Source organism: Shinella yambaruensis (assembly GCF_022899355.1).
Classification (GTDB): Bacteria; Pseudomonadota; Alphaproteobacteria; order Rhizobiales; family Rhizobiaceae; genus Shinella; species Shinella yambaruensis.
This window is the reverse complement of the sequence record NZ_JALJCK010000003.1, coordinates 298,171-317,757: the sequence shown is the minus strand read 5'-3', so window position 1 is coordinate 317,757 and position 19,587 is coordinate 298,171. Positions and strand designations below refer to the sequence as shown.

At 67.9% G+C, this 19,587-nt stretch carries 18 protein-coding genes; 9 read left to right on the top strand and 9 right to left on the bottom strand.

The features are described 5' to 3' along the window. Position 1: 1 nt before the first annotated feature. Entirely contained in the window at positions 2 to 1,231 is a 1,230-nt protein-coding gene (locus tag MUU56_RS08680; protein WP_244766907.1) for a CaiB/BaiF CoA transferase family protein, read from the top strand. A gap of 101 nt (positions 1,232 to 1,332) precedes the next feature. Here the strand turns inward: MUU56_RS08680 and MUU56_RS08675 are convergent, their stop codons facing one another. The 7 genes from MUU56_RS08675 to MUU56_RS08645 form a co-directional block, all read right to left on the bottom strand. After that, on the bottom strand, positions 1,333 to 2,301 hold the full coding sequence (locus MUU56_RS08675; protein WP_244766906.1) for an ABC transporter ATP-binding protein: 969 nt from the start codon (positions 2,299 to 2,301) through the stop codon (positions 1,333 to 1,335). Further along, entirely contained in the window at positions 2,298 to 3,314 is a 1,017-nt protein-coding gene (locus MUU56_RS08670; protein WP_244766905.1) for an ABC transporter ATP-binding protein, read from the bottom strand. Before MUU56_RS08670 ends, MUU56_RS08675 begins: the two co-directional genes overlap by 4 nt. A gap of 8 nt (positions 3,315 to 3,322) precedes the next feature. Beyond that, on the bottom strand, positions 3,323 to 4,240 hold the full coding sequence (locus tag MUU56_RS08665) for a dihydrodipicolinate synthase family protein (protein ID WP_244766904.1): 918 nt from the start codon (positions 4,238 to 4,240) through the stop codon (positions 3,323 to 3,325). A gap of 20 nt (positions 4,241 to 4,260) precedes the next feature. Next, positions 4,261 to 5,130, bottom strand: coding sequence for an ABC transporter permease (locus MUU56_RS08660; protein WP_244767154.1), 870 nt, complete (start codon positions 5,128 to 5,130; stop codon positions 4,261 to 4,263). A 7-nt stretch (positions 5,131 to 5,137) separates the two neighbouring features. Then, positions 5,138 to 6,097 carry an ABC transporter permease gene (locus MUU56_RS08655; RefSeq protein ID WP_064334178.1) on the bottom strand — a complete coding sequence of 320 codons (960 nt, stop codon included), beginning with the start codon at positions 6,095 to 6,097 and terminating at the stop codon, positions 5,138 to 5,140. Between the two features lie 246 nt (positions 6,098 to 6,343). After that, on the bottom strand, positions 6,344 to 7,930 hold the full coding sequence (locus MUU56_RS08650) for an ABC transporter substrate-binding protein (protein ID WP_244766903.1): 1,587 nt from the start codon (positions 7,928 to 7,930) through the stop codon (positions 6,344 to 6,346). Beyond that, positions 7,927 to 8,658, bottom strand: a complete 732-nt coding sequence (locus tag MUU56_RS08645; RefSeq protein ID WP_244766902.1) for a FadR/GntR family transcriptional regulator — start codon at positions 8,656 to 8,658, stop codon at positions 7,927 to 7,929. Before MUU56_RS08645 ends, MUU56_RS08650 begins: the two co-directional genes overlap by 4 nt. A gap of 233 nt (positions 8,659 to 8,891) precedes the next feature. Between MUU56_RS08645 and MUU56_RS08640 the strand changes: the two genes are divergently transcribed. The 6 genes from MUU56_RS08640 (at position 8,892) to MUU56_RS08615 (ending at position 15,465) form a co-directional block, all read left to right on the top strand. Continuing rightward, positions 8,892 to 10,433: a putative N-acetylmannosamine-6-phosphate 2-epimerase gene (locus MUU56_RS08640; RefSeq protein ID WP_244766901.1), complete on the top strand. Its 1,542-nt coding sequence runs from the start codon at positions 8,892 to 8,894 to the stop codon at positions 10,431 to 10,433. Positions 10,434 to 10,466: 33 nt separating this feature from the next. Then, entirely contained in the window at positions 10,467 to 11,633 is a 1,167-nt protein-coding gene (locus tag MUU56_RS08635) for an N-acetylneuraminate epimerase (RefSeq protein WP_244766900.1), read from the top strand. Positions 11,634 to 11,800: 167 nt separating this feature from the next. Beyond that, a complete protein-coding gene (locus MUU56_RS08630) occupies positions 11,801 to 13,354 on the top strand; it encodes an alpha/beta fold hydrolase (RefSeq protein WP_244767153.1) in 1,554 nt (517 codons plus the stop codon). A gap of 133 nt (positions 13,355 to 13,487) precedes the next feature. After that, positions 13,488 to 13,967, top strand: a complete 480-nt coding sequence (locus tag MUU56_RS08625) for a carboxymuconolactone decarboxylase family protein (RefSeq protein ID WP_244766899.1) — start codon at positions 13,488 to 13,490, stop codon at positions 13,965 to 13,967. A 49-nt stretch (positions 13,968 to 14,016) separates the two neighbouring features. Beyond that, a complete protein-coding gene (locus MUU56_RS08620) occupies positions 14,017 to 14,376 on the top strand; it encodes a nuclear transport factor 2 family protein (RefSeq protein WP_244766898.1) in 360 nt (119 codons plus the stop codon). A 228-nt stretch (positions 14,377 to 14,604) separates the two neighbouring features. After that, a complete protein-coding gene (locus tag MUU56_RS08615) occupies positions 14,605 to 15,465 on the top strand; it encodes an urea carboxylase-associated family protein (RefSeq protein ID WP_244766897.1) in 861 nt (286 codons plus the stop codon). Between the two features lie 49 nt (positions 15,466 to 15,514). Here the strand turns inward: MUU56_RS08615 and MUU56_RS08610 are convergent, their stop codons facing one another. After that, entirely contained in the window at positions 15,515 to 16,147 is a 633-nt protein-coding gene (locus MUU56_RS08610) for a Vgb family protein (RefSeq protein WP_244766896.1), read from the bottom strand. Positions 16,148 to 16,180: 33 nt separating this feature from the next. Continuing rightward, positions 16,181 to 17,401 carry a helix-turn-helix domain-containing protein gene (locus tag MUU56_RS08605; RefSeq protein ID WP_244766895.1) on the bottom strand — a complete coding sequence of 407 codons (1,221 nt, stop codon included), beginning with the start codon at positions 17,399 to 17,401 and terminating at the stop codon, positions 16,181 to 16,183. A gap of 86 nt (positions 17,402 to 17,487) precedes the next feature. Here MUU56_RS08605 and MUU56_RS08600 point away from each other — a divergent pair, with 86 nt between their 5' ends. Then, positions 17,488 to 18,186, top strand: coding sequence for a DUF899 domain-containing protein (locus MUU56_RS08600; RefSeq protein WP_244766894.1), 699 nt, complete (start codon positions 17,488 to 17,490; stop codon positions 18,184 to 18,186). Between the two features lie 45 nt (positions 18,187 to 18,231). Then, a complete protein-coding gene (locus MUU56_RS08595; protein ID WP_244766893.1) occupies positions 18,232 to 19,446 on the top strand; it encodes an MFS transporter in 1,215 nt (404 codons plus the stop codon). Positions 19,447 to 19,587: the final 141 nt, after the last annotated feature.

Sequence of the window (19,587 nt, the reverse complement as noted above, 5' to 3'; positions counted from 1 at the left end):
CATGACCGAGACCCAGACGTCCACCCCCGCCGCCCTCGCAGGCATCCGCATCCTCGATTTCTCGCACCTCCTGCAAGGCCCCTTCGCCACGCAGCTTCTGGCCGACATGGGAGCGGACGTCATCAAGGTCGAGCGTCCCGGCAAGGGCGATCTCTTCCGCTCGCTGACCTTCCGCAACAAATGGGTGGGCGGCAGCGAGAGCCCGAACTTTCTTGCCTGGAACCGCAACAAGCGTTCGATCGCCCTGAACCTCAAATCCCCGGACGTGCACGGGGTCCTCATGGAGATGGCGAAGAGCGCCGATATCGTGGTCCAGAACTTCCGGCCCGGCGTCATGAAGGCGATGGGCTACGGATACGAGGACTTCCGGGCGGTCAATCCGCGGATCATCTATTGCTCCGGTTCCGGCTACGGCGAGGAGGGCCCCTATGTCGACCGGCCGGGCCAGGACATGCTCGTGCAGGGGCTGACCGGCATCATGGCGGCGACCGGGCAGGCCGACGCGCCGCCGACGCCCGTCGGCGCCGGCTTTTCCGACCAGATCGGCGCGATGAACATGGTCTACGGCATCCTCTCGGCGCTTTACTGGCGCGAGAGGTCCGGGCAGGGGCAGGAGGTCAAGGTGAACCTGCTTGCCGGCATGCTCGCGCACCAGAACCAGGAAATGGTGACGGCGCTGAACTTCAACGAGGATTTCCAGCGGCCGCGTTCGGGCATCGGCCATCCGGGCATGGATGCGCCGTTCGGCACCTATCCGACCCGGGACGGCTGGGTGACGATCGCCATGAGCCCCTACCGCACGCTCGTCGGCGTGCTCGGCAACGACGACCTTCTCGTCTACGACGATCCCGAAAAGCTCTTTGCGCAACGCGACGAGATCTGGCGCCGGCTGGCGGCGGAGACCGGGAAATGGACGACGGCGGCGCTGCTGGAGGCCTTGCTCAAGGCGGACATCTGGTGCGGCGAGGTGAAGTCCCATCTCCAGGCCGCGGAAGATCCGCAGGTGCGCCACATGGGACTGGTGACGAGCTACGAGCATCCACGGGCCGGCACGGTCAAGGTCGTCGCGCCCGCAGTGCGCCATTCGGAAACGCCTGCGACGATCCGCCGGCCTGCGCCCCTGGTCGGCCAGCACACGCGCGAGATCCTGCGCGAATTCGGCTATGCGGATGAACAGGTCGATGCCTGGCTCGCCTCCGGGATCGCGTATTCCGACCCTGTTTCCGGATAGGGACGGCAAGCGTCGGCCCACGCGCGCTGCCGAGCGTCCTGGCGATGCGCCCAGCTCCGTGACCGGATCGGCCCGCCTGGTCGGATCCGGTGCCGCTTTCTCTATGGCTCCGGATACCCGATGTCGTCGCGGATGCAGGCCTTGACGTGGCCCGGCGCGACTTCCCGCAATTGCGGCACCGCCGCGGCGCAGGCGTCGAGTGCCTTGGGACAGCGGGTGCGGAAGACGCAGCCGCTCGGCGGATTGGCGGGGCTGGGAATGTCGCCTTTCAGGATTTCGCGCTTGCGTGCCAGATCCGGATCCGGCGAGGGGATCGCGGACATCAGCGCCTGCGTGTAGGGATGCTGCGGGCGGGCATAGAGGTCCTCGCTCGTGGCGATCTCCATGATGCGGCCGAGATAGAGCACGATGACGCGGTCGCAGATATATTCGACGACGGCAAGGTCGTGCGAGATGAACAGCATGGTCAGGCCGAGGCGCTGCTGCAGGTCGCGCATGAGGTTCACCACCTGCGCCTGGATCGACACGTCGAGCGCCGATACCGGCTCGTCGGCGACGATGAAGTCCGGCGCGAGCGTCAGTGCCCGCGCGATCCCGATGCGCTGGCGCTGGCCGCCGGAGAATTCGTGGGCGTAGCGGTTGATGGCGTCCGGCGGCAGTTCCACCTGTTCGAGCGCCTTCCTTGCCCGCTCCAGCCGCTCCGCCCGCGAACCGATGCCCTGAATCTTCAGGCCTTCCGTCAGGATCTCGCCAATGGTCATGCGCGGCGACAGGGAGGCGTAGGGATCCTGGAAGATATATTGCATGCGCGGGCGCCGGCGGCGCAACTCGCCGCCCGAAAGCGTCGTCAGGTCGTCGCCGTCGAAGACGACCGCGCCGGCCGAAGGCTCGATCAATCTCAGGACCGAGCGGCCGATGGTGGTCTTGCCGCTGCCCGATTCGCCCACCAGCCCCACCACTTCGCCCTTTGCGATGTCGAAGGAGATGTCCTGAAGGATCTTCAGGGTGGCGCCGCGCGTCTGGTAGTGCTTGGCAAGGCCGCGGACGGAGAGGAGGGGCGCTTCGGTCATGCGGAAATCTCCTGCCAGCGGATGCAGCGGCTGCCGTGATGGTCGTTGACGGGGGAAAGGGCCGGCATGGCCTGCCGACAGGCATCGCGCGCGAAGGCGCAGCGCGGCGCGAAGGCACAGCCGGCCGGAAGGTCGGCAAGGCTCGGCACCATGCCGGGAATGGCCGGCAGCTTTGCGCCGCTCCGTTTCATCTCGCTCGCCGTGCCGAGGCGCGGCATCGATTTCAAGAGCCCCATCGTATAGGGATGGCGCGGGGTCCTGAACACCTCGGAGACGGGGCCGGTCTCCACGATGCGGCCGGCATACATCACCGCGACCCGGTGGGCGATCTCGGCGACCACGCCGAGATTGTGCGTGACGAACAGCATGCCCATGCCGCGCTCGCGCTGCAGCGACTGCATGAGGTCGAGGATCTGCGCCTGGATGGTCACGTCGAGCGCCGTGGTCGGCTCGTCGGCGATCAGCAGCGTCGGATCGCAGGCGAGCGCCATGGCGATGGTGGCGCGCTGGCGCATGCCGCCGGACAGTTCGTGCGGATACTGGCCCAGCCGGCGGCGCGCATCGGGAATGCCGACCTTGTCGAGCAGGCCGACGGCCGCCTCGATGCCCTCACGCCGGCCGAGGCGCCGGTGGACGCGCAGCGATTCGGAGATCTGGTCGCCGACGGTGTAGACGGGGTTGAGGCTCGTCATCGGCTCTTGGAAGACCATGCCGATGTCGTTGCCGCGGATCTGCCGCATCTCCTCCTCGCCGAGCGTGACGAGGTCCTTCGTCCTGCCGTCCTTGCCGCGGAAGCGGATCGAACCGTCGTCGATCACGCCGATCCTGCGGGCAAGCAGCCGCATGACGGAGAGGCTCGTCACCGATTTGCCCGAACCCGATTCCCCGACCAGCGCCACCGTCTCGCCGGGGCGGATGGCAAGATCGATGCCGTTGACGGCGGCGATCTCCCGGCCGCGCAAGCGGAAGACGGTCCTGAGGTTGCTGATCTCAAGAATGGGTTCGGACGTCATCGGCGACCTCAGGCGAGGAGGCCGACGGAGCGCAGGATCTCGTCGATCCTGCGCGTTTCGGCCTCGTTGAGCGGGGCGCGCGGACGCGCCATGACATTGGTGGAAATGATGCCGAGGCTGCGCATCGCGGTCTTGAAGCCGCCGACGCCGGTCGCACCCCCGCTGACGCGGCCGGCGGCGACCCAGACGATCTCGAACAGGCGGCAGAGCCGCTCCTGTTCCGTGCGGGCGGCCGCCCAGTCGCCGCGCTTTGCGGCGTCCCAGAGGCGGACATAGCCTGCTGGATCGACATTGGCGAGGCCCGGCACGACCCCGTGCGCGCCCATGGCGAGCACGCTGTCGACGACGATCTCGGACCCGGTCATCAGGAAGACGTCCTTGTTGCCCGCGAGATCGCTGAGGGCATAGCGGAAATTGCCGTCGTCGCCGGAGGAATCCTTCAGGCCGATGATCGTGCCTTCCTGCGCCAGCGTCACGACGGTCTGGCGGGTGAGCTTGGTGTGGACGCAGACCGGGATGTCATAGGCGATCAGCGGGATATCGACGGCGTCGCGGATCATGCGGAAGTGATCCAGCGTCTCGGCCTGGCTGGTGATGGTGTAGAAGGGCGCGGTGACGACGACGGCATCGGCCCCCACTTCCCTGGCGGTGCGGGCATGGCGGATGACGCGGTCGGTCGCCGGATCGATGGCGCCGGCGATGACGGGCACGCGGCCGTTGGCGACCTTCACCGTGTGCTCGAGGATCCTGCGGCGCTCGGCCTCGTCGTAGAACACCACCTCGCTGGTCGAGCCGAGCGGGAACAGGCCGTGGCAGCCATTGTCGATCAGATGTTCGAGGACGCGCGTATAGGAGGTGTAGTCGACGGAGAAATCGTCGTTGAGGGGGGTGACGACGGGAGGAACGACACCGAAGAACTTGGACATTTGCTTCTCTTTCCGGGGTTTCAATTGAGGTCTACGCGGGGGTCGAAGGCGTCCCTCAGACCGTCGCCGATGAAGTTGATGGCCAGCACGGCAAGCACCAGCGCGCCGCCGGGAAACAGCCATTGCCAGGGATACTGTTCGAGCACGGCGGTGGAGCGCGCGGCATTCAGCATGTTGCCCCAGCTCGCCGCCGGCGGCGGCACGCCGAGGCCGAGGAACGAGAGGCCCGCCTCCAGCAGGATGGCGTTGGCGACCTGCAGCGTGGCGTAGACGACGAGGATGTCGATCGAATTGGGCAGGCCGTGGCGGAAGAGGAGGTGCCCGATGCCCGCGCCCATGCCGCGCGAGGCCATGACGAACTCCCGCTCCCGCAGTTCCAGCAGGCGCGCGCGGATCATGCGCGACAGGACCGGCCAGGACAAAAGCGCGATGACGACGACGGTCGACCAGATGCCGGAGCCGACGATGGAGGCGAGGACCAGAAGGAAGATCACCGGCGGCAGCGTCATGGCAAGGTCGACGGAACGCATGGCGAGCGCATCGGCGAAGCGCCCGCCGAAGGCCGAGACCGCACCGACGAGAAAGCCGATGGCCGTCGACAGGACGACGGAGGAGACGGCGACCAGCAGCGAGATCCGCCCGCCTTCCAGCGTTCTTGCAAGCACGTCGCGCCCGACGCCGTCGGTGCCGAACCAGTGCGCCGCCGATGGGGCGGCATTCATCGCCAGGAGGTCGATGTCGTTGGGCCTGTAGGGCATCCAGAGGGGATAGGTCAGCACCGCGGCGAGCAGCGGAAGCAGCAGCGCCACGCCGACGAGGGCCGCCCGGTTGAGGAGGAAGCGGCCGGTTGCCCGCGCCAGCGGACCGGAGGAGGAAGGGGAGGCGGGCATTGTCATCTCAGGCTACCTTGATGCGCGGATCGATGACCGCATAGGCGAGGTCGGTCAGGATGTTGACGACGATGACGCAAGCGCCGATGACGAGGGTGGCCCCCATGATGACCGGATAGTCGCGCGTCTCCACCGCGCTGATCAGAAGCAGGCCCATGCCCGGCCAGTTGAAGACGCTTTCGACGAAGATGGCGCCGCCGACGGCGAGGCCTATGGTCGAGCCGATCAGCGTGACGACGGGCAGGAGCGCGTTGCGCAGGGCATGCTTGGTGACGACCCAGAACTCCCGGACGCCCTTGGCGCGCGCCGTGCGGACATAGTCCTGGTTCAGCACTTCGAGCATCGAGGCGCGCATGTAGCGCATGATCAGCGCCGCATGGCCGATGGACAGCACGGTCGCCGGCAGGATGAGGTGGTGCAGGAGATCGCCCACCGAAAAATCGGTCGCCGGGGTGAGCATGCCGCCCGACGGCGTCCATTTCAGCCGGACGGAAAAGACGTAGAGGCCGAGCAGGGCGGTGAGGAAGGCCGGGCTGGAAATGCCGAGCAGCGCCAGCACCGAAAGCGAGTAATCGGGCACGGTGTTGCGGCGCACCGCGCTGAGGATGCCGCTGGCAATGCCGATCACGATGGCGATGGAGAGGCCGGCGCCCATCAAGAGGAGGGTGGGGCCGATGCGCGAGAGGATGAGGCCGGATACCGTCTCGTTGAAGCGCTGCAGCGAATGGCCGAGATTGCCCTGCGCGGCTTGCGACAGCCAGGCGAGATACTGCACGGGCAGTGGCTGGTCGAGGCCGAGCCGCGCGCGCAGCGCGTCCATCGCCTCCTTCGTCATGGCGACGTTGGGATCGATATAGGCATCGATCGGATCACCCGGCGTCAGCTGCAGCAGCGTGAAGATCAGCACCGTCAGCGCAAGCAGCATGGCGAGCCCGACGAGCAGGCGATGGAGACAATAGCGTAACATGCGGGTTCAACACCTGATCGCGTGACTGGCCGAGGGTGGCTTGTGGAAGGGCGCGGGGCAAGCCGTGCCCTCACTGTCGACAAAGTCCGCAAACCTCTCCTCCGTCATGGTCGGGCTTGACCCGACCATCCATAACCCCTGGAGGCAATCGGATCCTCGGGTCGAGCCCGAGGATGACGGAGTGCTTGGAGCGATGTTTGTCATCAAACCGAGGGTGCGGGGCAGCCCGCGCCCTCTTGTCTTCGCCTATTCGGCGATCGACCACTTTTCCGCATGGGCCTGGTACGGGCCGCCGGCCGGCGCCGGGGTCCATACGAAGTCCTTGAGCTTCGAGGACACGACACCATAACGGTTGGCGACCCACATCGTCGCCCAGGGCAGCTCGGCATTGGTCGCCTTGCAGACGTCCTGGTAGCGGGCGTCGCGCTTGGCGTCATCCGTCTCGGCCAGGGCGGCGTCCAGCGCCTCCGTCACCGCCGCCATGCGGATGCGCATGATGTTGGCGCCGGCCGGCGGGATCTGCTTCTCGTTGAGGCCGATATTGATGTTCGAGGCATCCGGGCCGTTCTGCAGGCCGGCATAGATCAGCGGGTAGTCGCCGGAATTGCCCGACTGCTGGTAGACGATCGAGTTGTAGGTCGGCGTGTCGACGGCGCGCGGCACGATGTTGATGCCGACCTGCGCGAGCATGGCCTGCATGGCGGCGAGCACGTTGGTCGCCAGCGGCGAGGTGTAATAGGTCAGGATCGTGACCGGCTTGTCGCCGTTGATCTTGTCCCAGCCCGCCTCGGCGAGAAGCTGCTTGGCCTTTTCCGGGTCGTAGCCATAGCTCTCGATGCCCTGCGGCACGAGCTGGTCGGCGACATAGACGCAGTTGGCAGGCTTGGCCGCCCCGCCATAAAGGCTCTGGATGATGGCGTCGCGGTTGATCGCGTACATGAAGGCCTGCCGGATGCGCAGGTCCTGCCAGAGCGGCACCTCCTGGTTGAAGCCGACATAGTTGACGACGTAGGAATCGCCCTCGATCACCCGGAAGGCGCTGTCGCCGCTGAAGGTCGACACATCGTTGGAATCGACATAGGTGAACTGGATCTCGCCCGACCGGAGGGCCGCGATGGCGGCGGCGGGGTCGGCGAAGTAGCGGTTGATCAGCTTGTCGGCCGCCGGCTTGCCGCCGTGGTAGTCCTGATTGGCGGCGAGTTCGACATACTGGTCGGCGACATATTTGGTGAACTTGAACGGGCCGGTGCCGATCGGCGTTGTGGACCACCAGGCGTGTTTTGCGATCTGCTCGGGAGGGATCGGGGCAAGGGCGTGTTCCGGCAGCATCATCACCTTGGTCAGGGTGTCGAGCATGCTCGGCGACGGCGCCGACAGGGTGATCACGACCGTGCGGTCGTCCGGCGCCTCGACGGACTGGACGACGCCGAGGCGCGCGGCGAAGACCGAGCCGGCCTTGTCGTTGCGGGCGAGATCGAGCGTGAAGCGGACGTCCCTTGCGGTGAACGGCTGGCCGTCATGCCATTTGGCCTCGGTAAGCTTGAAGGTGTAGGTCTTCTGGTCGGCGCTGACCTCGTAGCTGTCGGCCAGCGCGCCGATGACCTTCGTCAGCTTGTCGTCGTAGATGACCAGCGGCTCGAAATAGGTGACGAGCCAGGTGAAGCCGCTCGTCGCCGCCAGCGGATTGAAATTGCCCTGGAAGCCGCCCGGGCCGACGTCGAAGCCGCCGGAGATCGTGCCGCCTTCGGCGCGTGCCTGGCCCGGCGCCAGGGGCAGGGCGCCGAGCAGCGCCGCCGAAAGGGCAAGCGCCGACAATGTGGTCTTCAGATTCATGTCATCCTCCCTGATGAAACGGTGGTCTTGTTGTCGGCGATCACGCGGGTGATGCCGGCATAGTGCTTGTCGAGCCGGTCCCGGGCGCCGGCGTGGTCGCGCGCCTCCACGGCATCGACGATGGCGGCGTGGTCGCGCCAGGTCTGCATGGGGTCCGTATTGTTGAGGTTGACGAAGTCGGATGCCTTGTAGAAGGCCAGCCAGAACACCTCGATCAGCCGCAGCAGAACCTCGTTCTGCTGGCAACGGAAGAGCAGCTGGTGGAAATGCCGGTCCTCCTCGGGAAAGCTCTCGCCGCGCTCCGCCCGGACCCGCATCCGCTCGACGGTCTCGCGCAGCTCGCGGATATCGTCGGCGCCGATGACCTCCAGCGTCCGCCCGATCAGGCCGACCTCGAGCGTGCGGCGGATGGTGATGACCTCCTCGATCTGCTTCAGCGCGCCGCCGAGGCCATAGGCGAGGTTTTCCAGCAGCGGTTCGAAGGAGAACGCCTTGACGAAGACGCCGATGCCGCGGCGCGATTCCAGCACGCCGACGGATTCCAGGGCCTTGATGCCCTCGCGCACCGAATTGCGGCTCACCCCGAGCTGGGTGGCAAGCTCGCCTTCGGGCGGCAGGGGCGCGCCCGCATCGAGGTGGTTGTCCTCGATATAGCTGCGCAGGCTTTCCTGCACCGAGACATGCAGGAGGGGCGCGCGCTTCAGGGGCTTGATCGACTTCACGTTCATCTTCGTCTCCGGTTGCCTTTTTGACTCCGAAAAGACAGTGGCCCTACATTTATCCACTTGTAGGATATCTGTCAATTGGATATTGAAATTGCCAATAAGCGGTTCACTTCACGGATACTTCAATTCGGTCTCCCGGCGAAGCGCAAACCGCACCGGCCACGCCGCATGGCCCCTCCGACGCGCCTTCAACGACACGGCCCAGCGGGGGCCGCACGGGACAGGGAAGACCCTCGATGCACGACCTCAAGTCCATTCTCGCGCAGTTGAAGGGGAGGCTGATCGTCTCCTGCCAGCCGGTTCCCGCCGGCCCGTTCGACACCGTGGCATCGGTGGTGGCCTATGCGCGGGCCGCCGAAAGCGCCGGCGCGGCCGGATTGCGCATCGAAGGCCGTGCCAATGTGGCGGGCGTCGCCGGGGCGAGCCGGCTGCCGGTCATCGGTCTCGTCAAGCGCGATCTCGACGGCAGCCCCGTGCGCATCACGCCGCTCCTGCCGGATGTCGCGGCGCTTGCCGAGGCGGGTGCCGCCATCATCGCGGTCGATGCGACGGACCGTCCGCGCCCGGTCTCCGTGCCGGCGCTGATCGCCGAGATCAAGCGGCACGGCCGTCTCGCCATGGCCGATATCGCCACGGAGGACGAGGCGCGCGCGGCCCTTGCGGCCGGTGCCGATATCGTCGGCACCACCATGTCGGGCTATGCCGGCCCCGGCCCCGTGCCGAAGGAACCCGACCTCGGTCTCGTGGCCCGCTGCGCCCGGCTCGGCGCGCCGGTCTTCGCCGAAGGGCGCTACAACACACCGGAAGCGGCGGGCGCGGCCATCCGCGCCGGTGCCGATGCCGTGGTGGTCGGATCGGCGATCACGCGGCCGGAACATGTGACGGCATGGTTCCGGCAGGCGGTCGAGACGGCGGCGCGCCCGCCCGCGCCCGTGCTTGCCTTCGACATCGGCGGCACCAAGACGCTTGCCGCCCTCGTCGCGGGCAGGGCGATCCTCGACCGCCGCGTGATGCCGACGCCTGCCGTCGTCGGAGGGGACGCCTGGAGCGATGCCATGGCCGGGCTCGTGGCAGGTTGGGGCGGCCGATACGCCCGTGCCGCCGCCGCCGTCACCGGCCTTGTCGCCGGCGGCGCCTGGTCGGCGCTCAACCGGGAGACGCTGGATATCCCGCGGGAGTTTCCGCTTGCCGGCAAACTTGCCGCAATCCTCGGCATGCCCGTCGAGATCCTCAACGACGCCCAGGCCGCGACCTGGGGCGAATATCGCTTCGGTGCGGGGCAGGGGCGCGACATGGCTTTCCTGACCGTGTCGAGCGGCATCGGCGGCGGGCTCGTCCTTGACGGCCGGCTGCGCCGCGGCGCGCGCGGGCTCGCCGGCAGTCTGGGCCAGCTTCCGGTTGTCCTTCCGGGCGAAAGCGTTCGCCTGGAAACCCTGGCATCGGGCTTCGGCATGGCCCGGGCGGCGCGCGCGGCCGGCCGCAACGGCGATGCGCGAACGGTTCTGGCGGCCGCCGGCGCGGCCGAGGCCTGGGCTGAGGACATTCTCCATACCGCGACGAAGCGGCTCGCCGCCGCCATTGCGGGCCTCCAGGCCATCGTCGATCCCGAGCGGATCGTCATCGGCGGCGGCGTCGGGCTTGCCGACGGTTTCCTCGACGGGCTTCTCGAAGCCCTGCGCGCCCATCCCGAGGTCATGGTGCCCGAACTCGCCCTGGCGGAACTGGGGGCGGATGCCGGCATCATCGGCGCCGCCGATATCGCGGCGTCGGCGCCGTGAGCGGCAACGGTCTTTGAAGGAGAGGAGAAATGCATGCCTGTTTCCATGCCGACACGATCGCTCCGGGCGGGCTTGGCCGTCCTGGCCCTGTCGACGGGGGCGGCCATGGCCGCTGAAACCTGGCCGGACCTGCCCGCCCCGGTGAAGAACGGCGTTGCCGCCCGCGTCGGCGACATGGCCTTTGTCGGTCTCGGCTCGGCCGGAACCGACCTCTACGCCCTCGATCTCTCCGCCCCGGCCGCGGGCTGGCAGAAACGCGCGCCCTTTATCGGCCCCGTGACCAACGGCGCGGCCGTCGCCGTTTCCGCGACGACGATCTACCTGTTCAGCGGCAATGGGAAAGCGGCCGAGAACGCCCGGTCCCCGATCATCTTCGACACGGTCTATGCCTATGACACGCAATCGGACCGCTGGTCGAAGCGCGACACGAAGACGCCGGTCGGGCTTTCCGGCGCAAAGGCCGTTTCGCTCGGCGACGGCCGCATCGTCCTTGTCGGCGGCTACAACAAGGCGCTCTTCGACACCTACCTCGCCGAGACCGGGGCCATCGACAAGGAGGCGGATCCGGAAGGCTTCCGGGCACTCGTCGCGTCCTATATGGGTATGGAGCCGAAGGCGTACCGGTGGAACGACAAGCTGCTGGTCTACGACCCTGCCGCCAACCGTTGGGGTTCGCTCGGCGACAATCCGTACCTGCCGAACTGCGACCCCGCTTTGGTGGCGGAGGGCGATGGCCGGTTCCTGGTGATGAGCGGGGAAATCAAGCCCGGCCTGCGCACGCCGGAGGTGAAGCGCGTCGAGATCAAGGGAGCGTCCGCCGTCTGGACGAAGCTGGCCGATCTCCCGCCGGTCCTGTCCGGGCAGCGGCAGGAAGGGGTGGCCGGTGCCTATGCGGGCATCGTCGGCGGCGATGTCCTTCTTGCCGGCGGCACGAATTTCCCGGGTGCCAGGGCGAATGCGCAGGCCGGCCGCTGGTTCGCGCATGACGGCCTGAAGAAGGGCTGGCGCGACGAGGTCTATGTGCTTGGCGGGACGAGCTGGAAGCTTGCCGGACGGCTGCCGCGCGGTCTTGCCTATGGCGCCTCCTTCGCCGTGCCCGGCGGCCTCCTGATCGCCGGCGGCGAGGACGGCGATGGCATGCCGCGGGCGGACGTCTTCCTGCTCAGGTGGGACGGGCGGGGCACGTCGATCGAAAACTGACGGCTCCTCGGAGAAGCGGACGGATCGCAGAACGGCCTTGCCCTCGACCGCGGCTGTTGCAGCGCCGCCGCCGACGAATGTCCCCTCGCGATGCGGCGTGCATGGCGGATTTTTCCCGATGGTGTGTTCTGGTAAGGTATGCATCCCTACGGAGAGGTTTCGTGAAGATGCTCGAAACGCGCTATGCCAGAAGCGGGAACCTCCACATCGCCTATCAGGTCGTCGGCCAGGGCGCACTCGATCTCGTCCTCGTGCCGGGCTTCATCTCCAACCTCGAACTGAACTGGGAAGATCCCGGCTACAGCCGCCTGCTGAAGCGGCTCTCGGCATTTTCACGCGTGATCCAGTTCGACAAGCGCGGCACCGGCCTCTCCGACCCGGTCGATGCCGCGGCGCTGCCCGATATCGAGGCTCGGATGGATGACGTGCGCGCCGTGATGGACGCCGCCGGGAGCGGCCGGGCCGCGATCCTCGGCGTCTCCGAGGGGGTGCCGATGGCGATCCTCTTCGCCGCCGCCTGCCCGGAGCGCACGCGCGCCCTTATCCTCTATGGCGGCTATGCGCATTTCAAGAGCTCGGTGATGGACGAGACGGCGCTCGAGCAATTCATGGGGGTGCTGGATGCAGGCTGGGGCAGTGGCGCCACGCTGAAGAGTTTTGCGCCGCGACTGGTGAACGATAAGCGTTTCGCCCCGTGGTGGGCACGCTTCGAACGCCTGTCGGCAAGCCCTGCCGCCGCGATCTCGCTGGCGCGCATGAATGCCGCGATCGACGTGCGTGGCGCCTTGCCGGCCGTGAACGTTCCGACACTGCTTATCCATCGCTGCAACGACGCCCATGTCAGCCCCGATGGCAGCCGTTACCTCAAGGCGCGGATCGCCGGTGCCCGGCTGGTCGAGATACCCGGCAGCGACCATCCGGTCTGGACCGGCGACGTTGACCGCATCGCGGACGAGGTCGAGGAGTTCCTGACCGGCGCGCGGCCGGTAACGGAGGCCGACCGCGTGCTTGCCGCCCTTCTGGTGGCGCGTATCGACGGCGCGGAGCGGCTTGCCTCCCGTCTTGGGGATCGGGCATGGTCGAAGTGTACCGAGGATTTTCAGGCCGCGGCCTTCACCGCGGCGGAGCGGCTGGGGGCGCGGTGTCTGCGCTGGGACGGCGACCGGCTCGTCGCGCGCTTCGACGGCCCGGCCCGCGCTGCCCGCACGGCGCTCGCGCTGAGGGATGCCGGTGCGGCGCTCGGGCTTGCCCTGGCGCAGGGCGTGCATGTCGGCGAAATCGAGATCGGCGGCGAGACGATGACGGGGCTTGCAGTGCAGGTCACCGAGCGTATCGCGGGCCTGGCCGGATCCGGCGAGATCATGGCCTCCTCGCTTGTGGGGGAACTGAGCGCCGGCTCGGGCCTGCATTTCGCCGCGCGCGGCGTGATGGAGGTCGAAGGCCGGAGCCATCCGCTGGAGATCGTCCTGGTGGTCGCCGAGCAGCACCTGGAACCCGCAGTGCCGAAGAAAGGCCCCGGACCGTCGCTCGCCGTGCTGACCGCGCGCGAGCGCGAAATCCTCGCCCGCGTCGCCGATGGCATGAGCAACCCCGCGATCGCCGCCATGCTGGCGCTGAGCGAGCACACCGTGAAGCGCCACGTCGCCAACATCCTCACCAAGCTCGACCTTGGCTCGCGCGCCGCGGCGGCGGCATTTTCCGCCGGCCAGAAAGACCGCTGACCGCTGGCCCGGCAGAGCCATGCGCGGCATGGCGCTTTCGGGCGAAGCGGCGCGAACGGCAAGATCCTAGGGTGGCGGCATGCATTCCCCGTGGCGGCGGTCGCCGGAGGGAAGAGCCGAGGGAGACAGGAAAATGACACCGATCAGGACATGCTTGATCTTTGCCGCCGCGTTGACGGCGGGTATCGCGCTTGCCGCGCCGCTGCACGCCGACGACGGCTCGGCGGCCGCCTACAAGGACATCGAGGCGACGCTCGGCCAGGTGCCCGTCATGTTCAAGGCTTTCCCGGCGGTCGGCATTGCCGGCGCCTGGACCGAGTTCAAGTCGCTGCAGCTCAATCCCGATACGGCGCTGGACGGCAAGACGAAGGAGCTGCTCGGGCTCGCCGTGTCGTCGCAGATCCCCTGCCAGTATTGCGTCTACTTCCACACGGCGGCGGCAAAGCTGAACGGCGCGACGGATGAGGAGATCCGCGAGGCGGTGGCGATGGCCTCGATCGTGCGGCACTGGTCGACGGTGCTGAACGGCCTGCAGGTCGATCCGGCGACATTCCGGCAGGAGACGGACGATATCCTCGCCCGCGCCGCCCGGATGGCGAAGACGGCGCCCTAGGCGGCGCTGCAATTCCCGTCGCCGCGACAGGCGGCCAAAGGAGGACGACATGCTTCGGACCAAGGCCGTGGATGGCGCGGCGATCAAGCAAGCCATCGAAGGACGCGACGGCAAGATGCTGGCGAGCTTCTATGCCGACGACGCGGTCGTGCGCGTCATCGACCGGAACAACCCGCCGAGCAAGCCGCGCGACGTGCGCGGCAGGCAGGCGATCGCCACCTTCTGGGACGACATCTGCAGCCGGGCAATGACCCACCAGGTCGATACGACGATCGCCGAGGGCAGCCGGCTCGCCTTCACGCAGGCCTGTGCCTATCCGGACGGCACGCGCGTTTTCTGCGCGGCGATCCTCGAGCTTTCCGACGGGCTCATCGTCCGCCAGACGGTCGTGCAGGCCTGGGACGAGTAAGCGTGGTGCAAAGGGCGCCCGGGCGACAATGCCCGTGGCGCCCGAATTGCGCCCTGCCTGCGGCCGTCAGCCGGGCGTCGGCGGCGCGCCAAGGTTCCTCGAAAAAATTCGCATGTATCGCGGCGTGCCGCGTCGGAAAGGGCGGCTGACAGGCGGTGCGAAGCGGCTATAGTCGCCGTTGGTTCGCGAGGCCGGGGACGGCGCGGCGACAGGACATGGAGACGAGAGATGAAGCCCACGCCCATCACGGCGGCGCCCGGCGACGCCGCGGCCCGCAAGGCGGTCAAGCCGGTGATCTGCTACCCGGTCGAGACCCTGCCGCGCCCCGACCTTGCCGCCTATCGTGCGCTCCGCGACGATCTGGCGCTCGTCGAGACGGTCGTCGTGCCGCCGCGCGAGGCGGCGACCTGGTCGGTGCCGGCGGGACATTTCTGCCGCATCGTCTGCAGCGAGGGGCCGCAGGTGGGAGACCTCAACCTCTTCAATGCCAATGACCTGAAGGAGCGGCTCTATACGGGCAAGACGCGGGCGCTCGCCGGCACCCATGTCGGCCTCGGCGACCAGCTCTTCTCCAATTTCCCCTATCTGCGCCCCATCGCGACCATCACGCACGATACGCTCGACTGGTACGGCTTCGACGCGTTCGGCGGCGCGGTGCATGACGTGATCGGCACGCGGTGCGATCCCTATACGCACAACCTGCTCAGCCACGGCGGGCAGTATCACCATTGCTGCCACTCGAACCTCACCCGCGCTTTCGCGGCGAAGACCGGCATGGCGCCGCGCGAGGCGGAGACCTATGTGCACGACGTGCTGAACGTCTTCATGTGCACCGGCTTCACGCGCGATACGGGCCAGTATTTCATGAAGGCGAGCCCGGTGCGGCCGGACGATTATCTGGAGTTCTTCGCCGAGATCGACCTTCTCGGCTGCATGTCGGCCTGCCCGGGCGGGGATTGCTCGGCGCAGCATTCCTCCGACACGGCGGCGTGTTATCCGATGGTCGTGGAGATCTACAAGCCGAAGGCTTTGCCGGAAGGCTGGGCGCCGCCGCCGGTCAACGGCTACGACGGCACCCACGGGCTCTAGCCGAAGCGGCATCGCTTCGGCGCCGGACAATGCGGCGGTAGCAAGACGCTCAGCGCGGGCGGCGGATGGCGCGGATCTTTCCGCTGTTGCCGCCGCCGCAGAAGAAGCGGTCGGCACCGTCGGATTCGAGGCCCGATACGCCGGTGCCCGCCGGCATGACGATGGTGTCGAGCACGGCGCCGGTCTTCGGGTCGAGGTGGCGCAGGTCGCTTTCCTCGCCCTCCCAGGTGCCGTGCCACAGTTCGCCATCCACCCAGGTGACGCCCGTCACCATGCGGTTGCTCTGGATGGTGCGCAGGACGGCGCCGGTTTCCGGGTCGATCTCGTGGATCTGCCGGCTGCGGTATTCGCCGACCCAGAGCGAGCCTTCCGCCCAGGTGAGACCGGAATCGCCGCCATTGCCGGGCGCGGGGATGGTGGAAACGATCGCGCCGGAGGCGGGATCGATCTTGTGGATGCGATCTTCCGCGATCTGGAAGAGGTGGCGGCCGTCATAGGCGGTGCCGGCATGGGCCGAAAGGTCGATCGTGCGCAGCACGCGGCCGTCGTCCGGGTCCAGGGCATTGACCTTGTCGCCGGAGGCGAACCAGACGGCCTTGCCGTCGAAGGTGACGCCGTGGACCTGCTCCACGCCGGGGAAGGGGCCGTATTCGCGCAGGATGTCTGCCTTGGAAGTGGTCATCTCAATCTCCTTTGGATCGTTGATGGGACGATCCTAATCGCCCGGCAGCGGACCCGGGAGTAACAAGAGTGTCGAGAAAGCGCCGGGCGTCGGCGTCAGCCAGCGCCGGCTGCGGCCGCGGCCGATCGCCTGCACCCTGCCGTCCGCGCAGAGCTGTTCGAGGGCGCGCTGCACGGTGCGCGCGCTGGTGCCGAGCGCGATGGCGAGCGCCGAGCTCGACCAGGCCTCTCCATCGGCAAAGAGCGCCAGCACGTCGGCATGGGGTTCGTCACGCGGTGGCGCCAGCACGGCGACGGTCCGTCCGTCACGCGGCACCAGCAGGAAACCGTCCCGCGTGGCGGTGATCTCGGCGAGGGCTTCCAGTTCGGCCCGCAGCCGGCCCATCTCCACGCGCAGCCGGGCGCGGTGGGACTCGTCCGCCTGCCGGGCGCGGAAGGCGCGCAGCAGCAGGCTTTCCCGGCTGGCATCACCGGGAAAGGCCTCGGCGAGCGTGCGCAGAAGCGCGAACAGGATCGGCCGCGTGGCCAGCGAGACGGTGGTCTCGCCGCAGCGCACGACGTGGCGGCAGGCATCGACCACCAGCCTGTCGGTCGCCAGCAGCGTCTCGACCTCATGGGGAAGGAGAGGACGCTCCCCGCCATCCGCGATCGCGCGGGCAGCCGGCCTTTGCAGGATCGTCGCGGCGTCCTCCACCTCCTGGATCAGGGCGGGGATGCCGGCCTGCCGGGCGGCCGCGGCGGCGCGCGTGAAGGCCTCGCGGGCCGTCGCCGTGTGCAGCCGGCGGACCGCGATGCCGGCGGCGGCGAGCGCGTGCGCGGCCCGAAGCGGCGGGGGCAGGGGGACGGGATCGATCGCGGCCAGGAGCGCGGCGGCCTCGGCGAGCCTGCCGATCAGCAGCAGGCGACGGACGGCGAGCATCCGGGCATGGGCGGCGTTCAGCCGGTCGCCATGGGCGGCGAGCGTCGCCTCGGCGGCGGAAAGCGCCTTCACCGGCCAGGTGAGATCACGCGAGACGAGGGCGATTTCCGCCTCGGCGACGACGCAGCGTGCCCGCGCCACCGCCTCGCGCGGGCCGAAGGCGCGGGCGGCGCTCTTCAGCAGCGCCTTCGCGCGGTCGAGATCGCCGAGCTGCGCCATGGCGATGCCGCGCAGCGCAAGTGCCGGCGCGTCGTCGCGCAGCGCCACGCGGTTCAGCGCGCCGAGCGGATCGCCGGTGGCGAGCGCCCGGGCGGCGGCGGTGATCATCGAGTCCATTGAATTCCCGTCACACTTGTAACTCCCGCTTTTCCGCGGCTGCCGCTTAGTCTCGGTGCATCGATAGAGAAGAAAGGCGTTTCACGATGCGCAATCAAGTCGTTTCCCATGAGGACTGGCTGAAAGCCCGCCTGGAGCTGCTGGCCGCGGAAAAGGCCTTCACCCGCCAGCGCGAGGCGCTGACCCGCCGCCGCATGGCGATGCCCTGGGAACGGGTGGAGAAGGCCTACCGTTTCGAGGGGCCGGATGGCGGCCTGACGCTGGAGGATCTTTTCGCCGGGCGCTCGCAGCTCCTCGTCTATCACTTCATGCTCGGGCCCGACTGGCAGGAAGGCTGCAAGTCCTGTTCCTTCTGGGCCGACAACTTCAACGGCATTCCGGTCCATCTTGGCCAGCGCGACGTGACCTTCACGGCGGTCTCGCGCGCGCCGCTGGAAAAGATCGAATCCTACCGGCGGCGCATGGGCTGGAGCTTTCCGTGGGTGTCCTCGGGCGGCAGCGACTTCAACTTCGACTACCAGGCCTCCGCGACACCGGAGGAACTGGCGGCGGGGCGCGCCTACTACAATTTCGCGATTTGTTCGAACACGGTGTCGGAAATGGTCGGCGTCAGCGTCTTTTACAGGAGCGGGCCGGGCGAGGTGTACCACACCTATTCCTGCTACGCGCGCGGCGTCGAGATGGTGAACGGTGCCTATCACTTCCTCGACCTCGTGCCGAAGGGCCGCGACGAGGACGGCCTTCGCCATCCTATGGAATGGGTAAGGCGGCACGATCAGTATTGATTTGGGCGCGGCCCCGGCCAGCCGGCGGCCGCAGAGGAGATGACAATGATCCATACGCATTATCGCTGGGTGATCGTGGCCGCGGGCGGCCTCCTCGGCTGCATCGCCATCGGCGCGATGTTCTCGCTGCCGGTCTTCCTGTTGCCGATCGCCAGGGATACCGGCTGGTCGGTGACCGGCATTTCCACCGCCATGACCGTCGGCTTTCTCGCCATGGCCTTCGCCAGCATGGTCTGGGGCGGCCTTTCGGACCGTTGGGGGCCGCGGCCGGTCGTGCTGTCGGGCTCGGTGCTCCTGGCGGCGAGCCTGCTTGCGGCGAGCCTTGCGCCGTCGCTCCTTGCCTTCCAGTTCGTCTTCGGCCTGGTGGCGGGGGTGGCGGTCGCCGCGGTCTTCGCGCCGATGATGGCCTGTGTGACGGGATGGTTCGACACGCACAGGAGCCTTGCCGTCTCGCTCGTCTCGGCCGGCATGGGCATGGCGCCGATGACCATGTCGCCCTTCGCCGCCTGGCTCGTCACCTTCAACGACTGGCGCAGCGCGATGCAGATCATCGCGCTCCTCGTCGCCGTCGTGATGATCCCGGCATCCCTGCTGGTGCGGCGCGCACCGGCGCTGGAGGCGGGCGGCGAGGGCCTTGCCGCGTCCGACGAGCCACAGGCCGGCATGACGACGCGCGATATCCTGAAGACGCCGCAGTTCATCATCCTGTGCCTGACGAACTTCTTCTGCTGCGCCACCCATTCCGGGCCGATCTTCCACACGGTGAGCTATGCCATCACCTGCGGCATTCCGATGATCGCCGCCGTCTCGATCTACAGCATCGAGGGGCTCGCGGGCATGGGTGGCCGGGTCGTCTTCGGCCTTCTCGGCGACCGGTTCGGCGCCAAGCACATCCTGGTGCTCGGCCTTTTCGCGCAGGCCTTCGGCGCGCTCGCCTATGTCTTCACCGGCGGGCTTGCCTCCTTCTACGTCGTGGCGGGCCTGTTCGGCTTCATCTATGCCGGCGTCATGCCGCTCTATGCGGTGATCGCGCGGGAAAACTTCCCGCTGCGCATGATGGGCACCGTCATCGGCGGCACGGCCATGGCCAGCAGCCTCGGCATGGCGCTGGGGCCGGTAGCCGGCGGGCTGATCTACGACACCTTCGCCAGCTATACCTGGCTCTATGTCGGCTCGTGGGGCATCGGCCTCGGCGCCTTCCTGATCGCCATGACGTTCAAGCCGGTGCCGAAGGCGCGCGAGGCGCTGGCGGCGGCCTGAACGGTCGGGGTGCATCGTACGCTCGGTTCCCAGGGTGCAACCCCGGGAAATGGACGAAAACCTTTGCCCATCCCTTCTCCTCGCCGGGGAGAAGGGGTGGGCGGCGATGCAGACGTGGTGCGGACAGCTTTGCCCTATGCC